Here is a 14,789-nt window from a genome sequence, read left to right as displayed (position 1 = left end):
CATCATTTGGGACCTCGATCACGCGGACGAGCATGCCACAGCCGCTCCTCCATCCGGTCCTGCCGCCGACATCACGAGTTCAACCTGAGTAACGCCAGGGATCGAGGGCGAGCTTGCCCTGGGTCTGGCCCGCTTCGAGTTGCTGCAGCACTGCTCGCCCCTCGGCCAAGGAATGGATGTGGGGAGTGCCGGGCGGGTACACGCCGTGGGCGATGAGCGTCTCGATTTCGACGAGCAACGACTGGTAGATGGACGGGGCCGCGACGGCCAGCGCACCGATGTGCAGACCCTTGACCTGGACCTGGTGGGTGAAGACGAGGTCGTGTGTGGTCAATGTGGCGTCGCCGGAAGCGGCGCCGAACACGACGATGCGTCCGGTGAAGGGTTTGGTGACCGACAGGCTGGCCTCGAACGTGGCCTGTCCCACCGATTCCAGGACCAGGTCGACTCCGCCGGTGAGGCGGGTGATCTCCGCGGCCAGATCGGGGTGTCGGCTGTCCAGGATCTCGTCGGCGCCGAGGGCTTTGACGGTGTCGTGTTTGGCTGGTGACGCCGTTGTGATTACGCGTGCACCGTAGTGGCGGGCGAGGCGGACGGCGGCTTGCCCCACTCCGCCGGCCGCGGCATGCACGAGCACCACCTCCCCCGTCTTGATCTCACCCAACGGCTTCAGTGCCGCCAGCGCGGTGGCCCAGTTCAACACGAGACCGAGGGCTTGGGCGTCGCTCCAGCCGGAGGGCACGGGAAGCACCCCTGCGGCTGGCATCGTCATGTACTGCGCGAAGGCGCCCGGACCGGCTCCGACGACGTGGGCGCCGAGTTGCAGCGGGCTCTCGACGTCGGGGCCGACACCCACGATCTCGCCGGCGGCCTCGAAGCCCGCCACATAGGGTGCCTGCGGCCCGCCTCCGTACGTTCCATGGGTCTGCATGACGTCAGCGAAGTTGACGCCGGCGGCGCCCACGCGGATCAGATACTCGCCGGGGCCCGGGGTGGGGCGGCGCTGATCGGTCGCGATATCCAGACCCTTCGGGCCCCGGTGCGACCGCTGGACCAGCGCTCGCATCGTCTGCTCGGCGGTGTTCTGCTGCTCGTTGATCTCCATGCACTGAACGTAGGAGCCTGACACTTGCGTCAAGGTCAAGTGGCGTCAGAGATCAGCACGGCGGGCCTCGCGAAGGTAGGCGTCGAGTGCCGCCTGCTGATCGCTGAGTATCGCGATACGTGCAGCGAGCCGATCTCGATGGCTCTGCACCTCGTGCAGGAACTCCGCGCACACCACATCCGTGCCGATATCAGACTCGTCAGTGAGGCTGGGCAAGAACTCCCTGATCAACCGCACGGGCAGCCCGGACTCCAGCAGCGAGCGGATGACGAGCACCCGGTCGATCGTGGATTGGCAGTAGTCGCGGAAGCCATTGCTGAATCGGCCAGGGACGATCAAGCCCTCGTCCTCGTAGTGCCGCAACGACCGCGCACTCACACCGCTGACTCTGGAAGCTTCGCTGATCTTCATACCCGGAGGCAACGCCCGGGAGCACCACGATCTTCCGACACTCATCGCTACGACGAAGTGAAGACCTGCTCAGGCGTCAACAACCTCATGTCCCGCAACACCTAGCGCTCACGCATCCTTGGGGCCCGCCGAGAGCGGGCCCCAAGACGCGAGCGAAGACAGACGCACAATCAGGGGGATGCCTGATGAACTACGACCGTGAGCCGGTGTTCAAACGAAGCAAGTGGAGCACCCAGAGGTACTACTACAAGGTGCGTGACCGCGAGAACCGCCGAGCGTCCCTGCGCAGTGGAGCACGTTCTACCCGCGCTCCGTATCCCATACATCCCTCCGGTCCGTAAGGCGGCAGTCCTCTGCTTGCCTCGCGTTTGCGGAGCTGCGCTCCCCGTCGCAAAGACACGGGCCCGGCCATGACTTCTGGGGACGTCAGTCCAGGGTGCGCAATCAGGCTGTGATGGACTGATGATCCTTAAATGAAAGTGGGAGGGGCAAGAGTGGCAGCCGATGAGACGCCTCTGGAAGTGTCGGTTCTTGCAGGCACCGCACCAGAGGAGGCTGAGAAGAGGGCCCGGGACGCGCGCCGCATTGAGGGGTGGTCGATCGTCTGGATGCTCCTCGCCATGCTGATCTGGGGATGCTTCATCTTCCTCATGGTCGCCGACTACGGCCCCGAGGTGTCCTCATACAAGGGGACCCACGCTGTATGCCAGGGCCCGCTAGGTGACCCGTCGCCCCAGGACAGAGTCTGCCGCAGCGACGAGCTGCGGCAGTGGCCCGCACTGATGGGCGTCCTCGCACTGGCGTCCGTAGCGACCGTCACCGCAGCGGCAACCATGGTGTACGCCAAGGTCCTCGCCCGCCTGGCCCACAGCGGCGGGTCCGGCGTGCGGCCACGGGGCTGATGTTCCGTCTGCGTGGACATCAGAAAGCCGCCTCTGGTCACCAGACCACCGTGAATGCATCAGCCCAGCGGCCCGACGCCGTCGCCATGCCCGTCGGCTGCCACCCCTGACCGGCACCCTGGGCCAATCGGGTCCCAGGCCGCGTCGGTCGACGACTTCCCGCCTCTGCGCCGCCAGAATCACCGATCGGTAAGGACCCCAAACAGCTCAGGAGGCGGACGGCGTGGTGCTCTCTCGGCGCGATCTCATGAGGGGCGCCGCAGCCGGCGGGCTCCTCCTCGGGTTTCCCGGGCTCACCGTCCAGTACGAGGCGCTGGCAGCCCCGGCCTCCAGGCCGCTCGCCGCTCCCGTGGCCGATGCCTGTGCCCGCCTCGCCGACCAGGGCTGGCGCACGCTGCTCCACACCGTCACCCGCGGCGTTCTGGACATCGGCGCCCGCGATCTGTCCGCCGAACTGGCCAAGCCCGTCCCCGCCATCGACCGTACGGTCCCCGGTTTCGCGGACTTCGCCCCGACACTCCCGGCCCGCGGTATCGAGCCGGGCAGCCCCGCACGCAGCCTGCTGTACCACGCCTTCGCCTCGGCGGCCGTCCTCACCGACGGCCGCGGCCGCGGCCTGGGGGCGTTCCCGACCCTCGCCGAGATCGAAGCGGTAGAGAACTACGTGTACGGCGTGCGGCCACCCACCCTGGACCGGCTTCGTGAGATGGCCGGTGACAACCCGCTCGGCGTGGTCGTCTTCGCCGTCGACTACCGAGAGGCCACCGGCTCCGTACACGGCCGCCACGCGGACCTCTGCTTCTCCCGCACGGGCGTCACCCGCATGGGCACGACCGGCCCGCACTACGACGCCCGCAGCCGCCAGTTCACCGCCCTCGACCGAAAGCAGCCGTTCGTCTTCCGGACCGTGCCGCAGCGCTTCGCCCCGTATCTCGCGATGCAGGTGACCGGTGCCGACCGCCGCGTCTTCGGCCCGCGCGACATTGTGTCCGGCGACGACGAACGGGCCTTCTGGGTGCCGCTGCACAAACTGTTCCCCGGCCGGGAGTGCATCGACGGCCTGGACCTGACCCTCACTCTCGAGTCCCACATGGTCAACGAGAAGCTCAAGCGGATGCATCTCTTCCTGCGGGAACAGGGCTATCCCACCGAGTGGACCGGCAAGGACTTGAACGCCTTCCCCTTCACCATCCGCGGCGCCAAGATCGCGTCCCTTCTGCCCCCGCAGCAGTCCCACGGCTCAGGGATCCTGGCGCCGGAGCCCCACCCCTTCGCCTCCCGGGCCAGGTTCGCCGGCGAGTGGCTGTCCTTCAACGTCTCCCCGGACCTGGTCCAGGACCCCGGCATCCTCTACTTCTCCTCCGTCCAGCTGATTCCCGGCGCGGTCGAGACCGAGCCGACGTACGCGCAGGGGGCGGCCCCCGACAACGACCGCCGGTCGCCCGAGTACGTCAACATCCGCCACCGCCTGCACGACGACGGCCGGCTCGAGGACCTCAACCTCAACCCCGACATGGACACGATCATCCGCAAGGGCGGCTACCGGGCCCAGCACTGGATCGACTTCGCCGGCGACGGCTTCGTTTCCGTCGGCTGCCCGCAGCTCGACACCGCGATCGAGACCTTCAAGCCCGCCTTCTGCAGTATCGCGCCCCCCGACTTCTTCCCGTACGTCAACCAGCACGACCTCGCGGAGTGGTGGCGAACGACCGTCCCCGAGGCGACCCGCGCCGCCCTGTGGGCGGTGCCGCCGCGCCCGCTGTCGGAGTTCCGCTTCGCGGGCGACATCACCCTCCCCAAGGGCTTCGACATCTACGACGACACGCTCACCGCGGTCGTCGGCGGGCCGGCGCCGGGAGACCCCGTGGACCGGCCCCTCTCCGACGATGCCCGCGGCCGGTACACAGGCCTGCCCGACGGGGCGGCCGGGGTGACCGATCCGGGCTGGGAGGTCAGCCAGGGGCTCGTCTACAACGAGCCCGGAGCACCGCTGCAGCGGTACATGCAGGCGTACAGCCTGGGCACCCCCTTCCTCGAGGACGCCAAGCTGTGTGCTGCGCTCGGCAGTTATTGGCCCTCCGTGGCTCCGGACGCGACGCGCACCTTCACTCCGCTCAAGGACGCACCCGGCTTCCCCTACCCGTGGCCCACGATCGTGCCGCTCACCGACGCCGAGATCGGCATGGAGGAGGTCCGCGGACTGGGCCGGATCCCGTGGGACGGTATCCGCGGACCCGAGGTCCGGACGGTCGGCGGCCGCCTGGTGGCCGCGTACCAGGACATCGACCGCGCGGACTACATCACCACCCAGGACCGGCTGACCGCCCATCTCACCGCCCGCGTCGACCTCGCCGAGACGAAGCTGCGGGTGCTGGCCATGTCGGCGGTCTACTGGAGCCTCGGCATCCACGACCCGGAGTTCGTGTCCCGGTTCGGGGACCGGGCCGTGATCGAGATCCTGAAGGCCAAGTCGGCCTGGGCGGTGCTGTCGTTCACCGTGGTGGACGCCGGTGAGGCCGGCGACCCCGAGCTGGCGGAGGCCGAGCGGGCCACCGGCGGTGGCAGGCTGACCGGCCCTCGCCGCTACCGCTTCCGCGTCTACCGGCCCGGCGCGGAGAGCCGGGACCCCGACGACATCCAGAAGGTGCTCGTCGAGATCACCGAGGACGTGACCGCCTACACCGACGGCCGGACCGTCCTGCTGCGCAAGGGCGGAGGCCCGTGGACACGCGACACATCGGTCCCCAAGCCGACGTCCTGATCGCCGGAGCCGGCCCGGCAGGGTGCGCCGCTGCGATCGTCTGCGCGGTCGCCGGGCTGCGTACGGTCCTCCTCGAGCGCGCGCCCGGCCCGGTGTCCCGTCCCGGGGAAGCCCTGCATCCCGGAGCCGAGGTCCTGCTGGCCCGGCTGCTGCCGGACGGCTTCGCCGACGCGGTGAGGGCCCGGCACGAGGGCATCACGGTCGGCTGGGGAGCCGAACCCCGCTTCCAGCCCTTCGGGCAGGACGCGGCCGGTTCCTGGTACGGCTTCCAGGTGGACCGGCAGCGCCTCGACGCTCTGCTGCTGGACCGGGCCCGGCAGGCGGGTGCGGAGGTCCACCTCGGCTGCCGGGCGCTGGAGCCCGTGGTGGAGGGCGGCGCCGTGAACGGCGTCCGCCTGGGCCGGGCCGGACGCCTGCTGCGCACCGGTACGGTCATCGACGCGACCGGCCGGGTCCGTTGGCTCAGCCGCGCCCTGGGCCTGAGCGGTCCGCCGCGCTCCCCGCGCTTGCTGACCTGGTACGGGTACGCCACCGGCGCCTGCCCGGAGCGTGATGCGGCGCCCGCGATCGTCGCCGACGGCTCGGGCTGGACCTGGACCGCACGGGTGGGGCCGGACCGGTACCAGTGGATGCGGCTGGACTTCGTCCCCCAGCAGGGCCGACGGCCCCGACTGCCGCAGGAGTTCGCCGGCCTCGAGCCCGAGGGCCGACCCCGCGCGGCGGACGTCAGCTGGAGACTGTGCCCCCAACCGGCCGGCCCGGGATGGTTCATCGCGGGCGACGCGGGCGTCCTGCTGGACCCGGCCTCCTCGCACGGGGTGCTGCGCGCCCTGCTGTCCGGCTGGACGGCGGGCTCATTGACGGCGGCGGCCGCAGACCGCTCCCTGGAGCCGGGCAGGGCCGCGGGCATGTACCGGGAGTGGCTGCGAGAGGGCGCAGAACGCGACATGACACACCTCTCCGCCCGCTACGCCGAACTCGGCGCACCAGGCTTCGGCTGACCCCCGCCCGCGAAGGCGGTCGTGAACCCCTCGGCCTCGCCGACACCCTGAGACCCCACGGTCTCCCCGCCCGCGCAGCACGGAACACCGCCATGATGGACGCCCTGGTAGACCTGCCGCCCATGGTCATCGCCGACCAGCTCGGCATCCACCCCAAGACAGCCGAACGTTGGGCCACCCTCGCCAGCGGGAACTGGTCCGAATACTTGGCAGCGCGACGGATCGCCCGCAGAGTTAGGCAGTTGAGCAGGGCAGTGTTGCGAGTCCGCACTACCGGGGGATGGTGACCAGGATGCGGCCGTGGCCACCGCCGGCGTCGACGTGGTCGTGGGCCTTGGCGATGTCGTCCAGCGGGTAACCGTCGCCGACGGCGACGGTGAGGGCGCCGACGGCGGCGGCGGAGGTGAGGTCGCGGGCGGCCTGGCCCTTGGCCTCGGCGGGGAAGTCGTCGCTGCCGAGCAGCCGCAGGGTGACGTTGTTGAACAGCAGAGGCCAGAAGGGGATCTCGGTGCGGTCCGTGCGGGTGGCGTAGGCGGCGATGACGGCGTTGTTGGCGGCGACGGCGTTGTCGAGGTCGGCGTTGTCGGACAGCGCGACCTCGATGATCCGGTCGACGCCCCGCGGCGCGTACGAGCGGATGGCCGCTGCGGGGTCGCCGGTATCCAGGGCGACGGCGTGGGCGACGACGGCCGGGTCGACGCGGTCAAGGTCCGCGGTGCGGCGGACGGTAGCGATCACGGTGGCGCCGGCCCAGTGGGCGAGCTGGGCGGCCAGGGAGCCGACGCCGCCGAGAGCTCCGTGGACCAGGACCAGTCGGCCGTCGACCGGGCCGTCGGCGAAGACGGTGCGGTGGGCGGTGATGCCGGGGATGCCGAGGCTCGCCCCCAGCTCATCACTCAGATGATCTGGCAGAGGTACGGCTTGGTGGTCAGGTACGACGGTGTACTGGGTGGCTGTGCCGAAGGGGCGGTAGGACTGGGCGCCGTATACCCAGACCCGCTGTCCGACGCGGCGGGCGTCGACGCGGGCGCCCACGGCGTCGATGACTCCGGCAGCGTCGCTGTGCGGGATCACCCGTGGATAGGGCATGGACGAGCCGAGCCGGCCGCGCCGCTTCTTGGTGTCGCCGGGGTTGACGCCCGAGACGGTGACACGGACGCGGACCTCGCCGGGGCCGGGGACGGGATCAGGTAGTTCACCGACGTGCAGGACATCGGCGGCGGGGCCCTGGTCGTCGTACCAGGAAGCAAGCATGGGGGTACCTCCGTGGACAGTCAGCTCGCGGGAGCGGCGGGCGCATGTGAATCGCTGTCCGTGCATGCGGTGTCGAATGCGGGCGGCTTCTCCCCGAGGGTCTCGCGCAGCCAGGTCCGCTCCGCGCGACTGGTGGCGCGGGCGGTGAGCAGCATGCCCCGCCGGTAGGGGTCGGTGACCTCCTCGGCACGCAGGGGCCGCTCGTGGTCGTAGAAGAAGCTCGCCGGTTCTTCCAGGAACTCCAGCCGTCTGCGCAGCACCGCGTGCTGTTCGGCCGCGTCGGGCAGGTGGGAGAGGAATGCCAGGACGATGTAGAACCGTGTGAAGTCGGTGATCTCGTGGTCGGCGGGCTTGCGCAGACGCTGAAGCATGTCGGCCCGCCCGGCCGCGGTCAGGCTGAGCACGTACCGTGCCGCCCCTGCGGCCGGGTCGGCGCGCCGCTCGATCAAGCCTGCCTTGGTCAGGCGGTTGATCGCCGGATACAGGCTGCCGTCACTGACCGGCCGCGTATAGCCGGTCAGCTGTGAGACACGGCGGCGCAGCTCGTGTCCAGCCAGGGGTCCCTCGGCGAGGAAGCCGAGTATCGCGAGTTCCAGCATGAGTCCATCTTCGCACGCGGACATCGAATCGATGTATACATCGATTCGATGTTATGCTCGCAGGTACCTGCCCAAACGTCTCTGGATAGGCACAGCGAGATGCCATCGCAGTCCACCGAGTCAGTGATGAACCGTTTCGTCGAGTTCATCAACACGGGCAACGAGGATCTCGGCCCGCGGCCTTGCCTTGGATCGACGGAGGGGGCATGGTGCATCCGCGTCATGTGAGCGTGCGGTTCGTGGGACCTGACGGGGGCATAGCCCAGCTGCCGTGGCGGACCACGGCCGGGGAGCTCCTGCTCATGGACTACCCGGCCGTACGCAGCTTCCCCGTACGGCGCGGACGGCTGCTGGCTCCGGGATGGTGGTGGTCCACGACCACCAGCCGTCTGATCGGATACGGGAGCGCGGCGATGCGGGACGCTGTCATGCTGCTCGACCGGGATCCGCAGGTGGTGGGCATCGCGTCCCGGCCGGTGGAGTTCGTGTGGGAAGAGCAGGGAAGGCTTGTCGCCCACACGCCTGACCTGGCCGTGGCTCTGGCCGGCGGCACAATGCATCTTATGGACTGCTCTGGGCGCGGCGGCCCCTCCAGGCGACTCGCAGGCCGGGCCCGGGTAGTCGAAGCGTGTGCTCGGGAAGCAGGCTGGGAACACCGGTTCGCGGTTGCCGCCGATCCGGTGGTCACGGCCAACGCACGGTGGCTGTCGGGCTACCCGCATCCCCGGTGCTCGGTCGGGATCTCCGCCGCCCGGTTGCGGCGGGCATTCCCCGTGCCCACCGCGCTGGGCACGGGCGCGCTCCGGCTCGGGGACCCGATCGCGACGCTCCCGGCCGTCTACCACCAGCTGTGGCACGGCCTGCTGACCATGGACTGGGACCATCCCCTGAACGAGGAAACCCTCGTGACCGCCAGCGCCGGTCGGCGCCTGGGAGCAGGGCGGTGAAGCGGGCGGTGGACGTCGTCAAGGTCGGCGACCGGATCCGGTTCGAGGACCGGATCCACGTCCTGGCCGGCCTCGACGGGCCTCGCTGCCGGCTGCTCGCAGAGGAAGACGCCAGTGTGCGGTGCTGCTGCTCACCCAAGTCCTCGAAGCTCCGGACTTCGACGTCGTGGACCATCCCCGCTCTACACACCGGCGGGTCCCCGTACACGGCCCGCTGGACGGGCTCGGCCCCGAAGTCCGGGAGAAGGCCCTGGCTTGGGAGCGGCACATCCTGGAAGTCGAGACCGGGCACGTCGGCCCTCGCCAGGACTGGCCGCCTCGACCCGGGTACGACCCGGCCGTGTACTCGCTCGCCGAGCGGGAGGCGGCCAAGGCCGCCGAGCTGACAGCGGCCGGCCAGGCGGTCAGTGTGGCCACGGTGCGCAGGATGCGGGCCCGCTACCGCGAGGAAGGAGTGTGGGGGCTCGTCGACGGCCGTAGGAAGCGGGAGCGGTCGGTGTTCGGACAGGCCGATCCGCGGGTGGTCGCCGCGATCACCGGGGCGCTGACAGAGCAGCGAGGGCGATCGAGTGGGACGCTGAGCCGGCTACGGAGGCAGGTGGCCTGGCTGCTGCAGACACCCCCGGCCCCGAGTGCGTGGCGGTGCCGCCCGCGGCCACGTTCAACCGGCTGGCGCGGGCCGTCGCCGAGCAGCATGGGCTGGCACTGACCGCGGCCGGGGAGCGGCGCAGGGCCTCTCGGCCCGTGCCGGTGTTCACACCGACGCACGCGATGGCGCCCGGTGAGCTGGTGATGATGGACAGCACGCTGCTGGACGTCATGGTCGTGTGCGAGGACGGGCAGGCGCGCCGGCCGGAGCTGACGATGGCGGTGGACGTGGCCACCCGCAGCATCACCGCGGCCGTGCTGCGTCCCAAGGGCACCAAGGCGGTGGATGCCGCCGTGCTCCTCGCGCAGACGCTGGTGCCGCAGCCGATGCGGCCGAATTGGCCCCAGTACCTGTCCATGGCCGCTTCCGTCATTCCCCACCAGCGGCTCGTCTCGATCGACGCCCGCATGCAGGGCGCGGCCGCCAGACCGGTGATCCGGCCGACGACCGTGGTCATCGACCAGGGCAAGGTGTTCGTCTCCCGCTGCTTCCTCGCCGCCGCCGAGCACCTCGGGATTTCCGTCCAGCCGTGCCCGCCCGCGTCCGGGCACGCCAAAGGACAGGTAGAGCGGGGCTTCGGAGCGATCGGCACCCTGTTCGCGCAGTACGTCGCCGGATACACCGGCAACAGCATCGACGCTCGCGGCAGCAACGTGGAGGACGAGGCGTGCTGGACGCTGCCCCAGCTCCAGGACCTCCTCGACGAATGGGTCGTCTGCGGGTGGCAGGAACGCCGCCACGAGCGGCTACGGCACCCCCGCATGCCCCGCCTGGCACTCACGCCCAACGAGATGTGGGCCGCGCTCATCGGAATCGCCGGCCACGTGCCCGTCCCGCTGACCGCAGCCGACTGGATCGAGCTGCTGCCCTCCAGGCGGTGCGCGATCGGCGACGAGGGCATCCGGTTCGAGCACCGCGCCTACGACGGGCCCGCACTCAACGCGCACCGCCACCGCTCCACGGCGACGGACGGCAAGTGGGAGGTCCACCACAACCCCTACGAGCCGTGGCAGTGCTGGGTCAGACTCCCCCACGGCTGGGAACCGGTCCCCTGGATCCATCAAGGGCTGGTGTCCAGTCCGTTCACCGACACCACCTGGCGACACATCCGCAGCGTGGTCAAACAGCGCGAAGGCCGGGCCGAACACGAGGAACAACTCGCCCGCCACCTCGACGAACTCCTACGCCGCGCACACACCGCGGACACAGGCGTCAGCGACGTCGCAGGCTCCCGCCCAGGCGAAACCACCCCGGGAGCCCCGGGCGCGGCAGCCGATGCCGGTGCCGGCGGCGAGCCCAGCCCAACCGGCCGGCCCGCACACTCACGCCGCAAAACGCACACAGACCGCACGAAGCAACGCAACGCGCAGGCACCTCTGCCGGGCAGTCCCGCCCGGCAGGTCCCGCACATGGACGAGGACTCCGGCACCACCCTGACATCGCCGACTCCGTGACGTCGGCAGCGGCCTGGAGCATCTTCGACGCACACCAGGAGGCACAGCATTGGTGACTCCCACAGGCCACGAGACGCACGACGATCCGTACGCCTCCCCCACCACCTGGCGCGAGTGGACGCAGTTCGTCGACACCGCCCCACCCTGCAGCAGCTCGGCCGGTCCTTCCACCTCGCCGACCGAGCACGCCGCGGCGCACCCGGTGACCACCTGCCGGTGGTCTTCCTGTCCGTACCGCCCGCCGCGACCCCCAAGATGCTGGTCTCCGAACTGGCCCGGTACCTCGACCTGCCCATCACCTCGCGCATGAACCAGGCCCGCATCACCGACATCGTCTGCGCCACCCTGCGCGATCTGACGACCCAGCGCGTCCTGGTCGACGACATCCACCTCCTCAACACCCGCACCCGCAGCGGCGCCGAAACCTCCGACCAGATGAAACACCTCAGCGAACGCATCCCCGCGACCTTCGTCTACGCCGGCGTCGCCATCGAGGAATCCCCCCTCCTGACAGGAAACCGCGGCGCACAGCTGGCCGGACGGTTCAAGATGGTGCGCAACCCACCCCTGGCACACGGCAGCACCACGCAACGCACCGCCTGGGAAGGGCTGATCCGCGGCATGGACCAAGCCTGCGCCTGAACGCCCACCGCGAAGGTGCACTGGTCCGTCACGCGCCGTACCTCCACCTGCGCACCAGAGGCCGGATCGGCAGCCTGTCCGCACTCATCCGGGAAGCAGCCATCGCCGCCATCCTCGACGGCACCGAGAAAATCACCAAAGCACTACTCGACGACATCGAACTCGACCAGCTCGCCGAACACCTGCCCCGGCCCGCCACACGGCGCTGACATGCCGCGCCGACACCACCTGGCCCCGCGCGCCAGCATCCTGCGCCTGGCCCCCATCCAGTGGGAAACCACCGTCTCCTACCTTCAGCGTCTGGCCCGCCGCCATCACCTGGACACCGCAGAACTACTCCGCGGCCTCGGCATCCCCGGGCCGCTCCTCCACCCCGAATGCACCAGGCCCCACGGCCCGTACACCAGCATCGAGTTGTATCTGAACCCCGCCAGCCGCAGCCTGATCGCCGACTTCGCCGGTATCCCCGAGGAACACCTCGCCCACGCGCTCCCCCAGTGGAACGGACACCGCGACAAACCACACGCGGCACCCCCCAAAGCCCGGCTCCGCCTCGCCCCCATGCACGCCGTCACGGGCTGCCCCCACTGCACCCTGGCCCGCACCGGCCAGACCCACCCAGTCCGCCAGTACCTTCCGGACACCGCCCTCATCTGCCAATGTCACAGCACCTGGATGCTCGGCCGCCACACCCTGGCCGGCACCCGACTTCCCATCGAGCACGCCAGCCTCCGACGAGCCCCGGAAATCCTTGCCGCCCACCGCGCCCACGTCCGCTTCATCAAGCGCTGGGGCCCGGCCGCCGACCACGCCCTCGCACTGGCCATGAACCTCACCGAGACCTGGCGGCGCGCCGCACCGGCAGAGGAAAGCATCTGGCCCGCACGCGCCCGGCCGCATCGGCGACAACAAGCGCGCCCGCCTCTGGTACGCCCTCGCCCGCGAAGCGATCACCTACCCCGTGACCATCACCCTCGCCCAGTTCCTCGCCCACCACCCCCGCACACTCCACGCTCGCGAGCGTCCCGGGCACACCCATCCCCTCCACACGGCCGTCGCCGATCTCCTGGGCCGGCCCTGGCTCGAGAACCCAGCCCTGTACCCAGACCAGTTCGGCAACCGCATCACCTACACAGCCGGCCGCCACCCCTACCCCCTTAGCCGGTGGCCCTACCGGCACAACCCGTACGACCCAGGCCCCACCGAACTCACCAAACTCGGCTACCAACCACCCCACCCACGCGCCGTACCAGGTAAAAGGCGCTAGCCGCATACCAACGACCAGCGAAACTGCGCAGTACCCAACCAACCTGAACAACCACAACCAGACCCGGAAACACCACAGGTCAGACCGTTAGCGAACCCCGACACTGCGCAGATTCAGTGAGCCAACCCATCACCAAACCCGCTCAACCAACCTGCACAACACCAGGCCAGGAACACAACCACTACGCAGTTTCACTGATCGGCGACAAGGGTGTTGTCGAGGATCAGTGAAACTGCGCAGTACTCAACCAACCTGTACAACGCCAGGTCAGAGACATGACGACTGCACAGATTCACTGACCAGCGACACGATCCGCGGTTGCGGAGGTGATGACCACGAGGGGGCGGGAGGGGGCACCAAGCGGATCTGGTGAAGTTGGTTGCGTTGTGGGGCGTCCGCGCGGCCGCTACCGGTCGGCGGTGAGCTTGCCCGCGGCGGCCCAGCTGTCGGCGGGGACCTCGTGGATCCAGACCTGGACGGTCTCGGCAGGCAGCTGCAGGGTGTCCACGAAGGCGTCGGTTATCCGCGCGACCAGCTCGCGCTTGAGCTCGATGCTACGGGGGCCCTGCTGAACGGTGACGATCGGCATGGTCTGCTCCTCAAAGTGGTTGCGCTATCCGGCTCCTGATGTCCGGTCTGCGCTCTGAGAACAGTCCACCGCAGAGTCCGGCGGCGAACCAGACGAGCTTCGCTCTGGCAGCGATCACGATTCGTGATCGTGCGCGGCCCGCCCCCGGCAGGCCGCGACCAGCAGCTCCGGGTGCGGCACGGTGCGGCGCACCCCGAGCGCCAGCGGCAGGGCCAGCACCTGGTCCCGCAGCGGCCGGAAGGCGATCCGCGGATGGCTGGTCAGGCGGGCGTTGGCCGCGTAGACCACCGTCCACATCGGGGTACCGGTGCCGATCGCGGCGAGCGTGTCCTGCAGGGTGCTGGACGCCAGGCCGGGGACGGGCTGGAAGCCGGCCCGATGGCAGGCGGTGAGCACCAGGTCGACCAGCGCCGGATGGTTGCGGCGCTCGGTGAGCCGCAACGGCAGTTCGGCGAGGTCCGCCAGATCGAGCTCGGAACGCTCCGCGAGCGGGTGGCGGGCGGGCAGCGCGACCACCAACTCGTCGGCCGGCAGCGGCAGGAAGCGCACGTCGTCGGTGCCCGCGGGAATCTCGCCGCGGACGAAGGCCGCGTCAAGGCGGCCGTCCGCGAGCCTGGCGAGCCGCTCCTGCACCGGAGCCGAGTGCAGTTCCACGCGGACCTCGGGCGCGTGCCGTTGGTAGGCGTCGAGGATCCGGTCGAGCCGCTCGCCGAGCCCGGTGATGGTACCGAGCCCGAACGCCCGGGCGCCGGGAGCGGCCAGTTCGGCGGCCAGCGCCGCGGCGGCGCGCTCGGCGGCCAGCACCTCCCGGGCGGCCGGCAGGAACCGTTCGCCGGCCGCGGTGAGCCGGACGTACCGCGGCGAGCGGTCGAACAGCTCCACCTTCAACTCCCGCTCCAGCCGGCGCACCTGCTGGCTCACCGCCGGCTGGCCGAGCATCAACCGGTCGGCGGCCCGTCCGAAGTGCAACTCCTCCGCGACGGCGACGAAGCACCGCAACTGGCGCAGCTCCACGTGATCCCCCAGTTCCCGTCCCTGTCCCGATCTGCGGCGGCCCGCGAAGGCCCCCTGGCAGCGTACGGCCGGGCCGGGCCGCTCCCACCACCCGGGAACGCCCTAGGGTCTGTCGTCAAAGTCCCGTCGTCGCCCGGAGGGCGGCCCCGCGGCGTCTGGTGCGTGCTCTCGGTGCGCCGGGCGCAAGACCTCGT

General features: G+C 70.2%; 14 protein-coding genes. 8 read left to right on the top strand and 6 right to left on the bottom strand.

The annotated features are described in order from the left end of the window. Positions 1–79: 79 nt before the first annotated feature. Positions 80–1,105, bottom strand: coding sequence for an NADPH:quinone oxidoreductase family protein (locus tag AB0F18_RS34465; RefSeq protein WP_362067894.1), 1,026 nt, complete (start codon positions 1,103–1,105; stop codon positions 80–82). Positions 1,106–1,150: 45 nt separating this feature from the next. Further along, entirely contained in the window at positions 1,151–1,516 is a 366-nt protein-coding gene (locus AB0F18_RS34460; protein WP_362067891.1) for a MerR family transcriptional regulator, read from the bottom strand. A gap of 494 nt (positions 1,517–2,010) precedes the next feature. On the opposite strand from AB0F18_RS34460, the gene AB0F18_RS34455 reads away from it, so the two are divergent. From AB0F18_RS34455 to AB0F18_RS34445, 3 genes are all read left to right on the top strand, one after another. Continuing rightward, complete coding sequence (locus AB0F18_RS34455; RefSeq protein WP_362067888.1) at positions 2,011–2,418, top strand: hypothetical protein; 408 nt, start codon at positions 2,011–2,013, stop codon at positions 2,416–2,418. Between the two features lie 247 nt (positions 2,419–2,665). Next, positions 2,666–5,179 (top strand): hypothetical protein, encoded by a 2,514-nt coding sequence (locus AB0F18_RS34450; protein ID WP_362067885.1) that lies wholly within the window; start codon positions 2,666–2,668, stop codon positions 5,177–5,179. Continuing rightward, on the top strand, positions 5,140–6,180 hold the full coding sequence (locus AB0F18_RS34445) for an FAD-dependent oxidoreductase (RefSeq protein WP_362067882.1): 1,041 nt from the start codon (positions 5,140–5,142) through the stop codon (positions 6,178–6,180). The genes AB0F18_RS34450 and AB0F18_RS34445 overlap by 40 nt, the downstream gene beginning before the upstream one ends. Positions 6,181–6,450: 270 nt before the next feature. Here AB0F18_RS34445 and AB0F18_RS34440 read toward each other — a convergent pair whose 3' ends face one another. Next, positions 6,451–7,434: an NADPH:quinone reductase gene (locus AB0F18_RS34440; RefSeq protein ID WP_362067879.1), complete on the bottom strand. Its 984-nt coding sequence runs from the start codon at positions 7,432–7,434 to the stop codon at positions 6,451–6,453. A gap of 20 nt (positions 7,435–7,454) precedes the next feature. After that, a complete protein-coding gene (locus AB0F18_RS34435; RefSeq protein ID WP_362067876.1) occupies positions 7,455–8,033 on the bottom strand; it encodes a PadR family transcriptional regulator in 579 nt (192 codons plus the stop codon). Positions 8,034–8,272: 239 nt separating this feature from the next. On the opposite strand from AB0F18_RS34435, the gene AB0F18_RS34430 reads away from it, so the two are divergent. The 5 genes from AB0F18_RS34430 (at position 8,273) to AB0F18_RS34410 (ending at position 12,886) form a co-directional block, all read left to right on the top strand. Continuing rightward, positions 8,273–8,980 (top strand): TnsA-like heteromeric transposase endonuclease subunit, encoded by a 708-nt coding sequence (locus AB0F18_RS34430; RefSeq protein WP_362067873.1) that lies wholly within the window; start codon positions 8,273–8,275, stop codon positions 8,978–8,980. A 121-nt stretch (positions 8,981–9,101) separates the two neighbouring features. Further along, entirely contained in the window at positions 9,102–9,689 is a 588-nt protein-coding gene (locus tag AB0F18_RS34425; RefSeq protein ID WP_362067870.1) for a hypothetical protein, read from the top strand. Continuing rightward, positions 9,617–11,083, top strand: a complete 1,467-nt coding sequence (locus AB0F18_RS34420; protein ID WP_362067867.1) for a hypothetical protein — start codon at positions 9,617–9,619, stop codon at positions 11,081–11,083. The genes AB0F18_RS34425 and AB0F18_RS34420 overlap by 73 nt, the downstream gene beginning before the upstream one ends. 114 nt (positions 11,084–11,197) lie before the next feature. Then, positions 11,198–11,725: a TniB family NTP-binding protein gene (locus tag AB0F18_RS34415; RefSeq protein ID WP_362067864.1), complete on the top strand. Its 528-nt coding sequence runs from the start codon at positions 11,198–11,200 to the stop codon at positions 11,723–11,725. Positions 11,726–11,935: 210 nt separating this feature from the next. Continuing rightward, a complete protein-coding gene (locus AB0F18_RS34410) occupies positions 11,936–12,886 on the top strand; it encodes a TniQ family protein (protein WP_362067861.1) in 951 nt (316 codons plus the stop codon). A 512-nt stretch (positions 12,887–13,398) separates the two neighbouring features. Here AB0F18_RS34410 and dmpI read toward each other — a convergent pair. Both dmpI and AB0F18_RS34400 read right to left on the bottom strand, forming a co-directional pair. Beyond that, positions 13,399–13,581, bottom strand: coding sequence for a 4-oxalocrotonate tautomerase DmpI (dmpI, locus tag AB0F18_RS34405; protein WP_042811709.1), 183 nt, complete (start codon positions 13,579–13,581; stop codon positions 13,399–13,401). 114 nt (positions 13,582–13,695) lie between these two features. Next, positions 13,696–14,595 carry a LysR substrate-binding domain-containing protein gene (locus AB0F18_RS34400; protein WP_362067858.1) on the bottom strand — a complete coding sequence of 300 codons (900 nt, stop codon included), beginning with the start codon at positions 14,593–14,595 and terminating at the stop codon, positions 13,696–13,698. Positions 14,596–14,789 lie beyond the last annotated feature (194 nt).

The organism is Streptomyces sp. NPDC029216 (genome assembly GCF_040648015.1).
In the GTDB taxonomy this organism is placed as follows: Bacteria; Actinomycetota; Actinomycetes; order Streptomycetales; family Streptomycetaceae; genus Streptomyces.
This window is presented reverse-complemented; position numbering and strand designations above follow the sequence as displayed.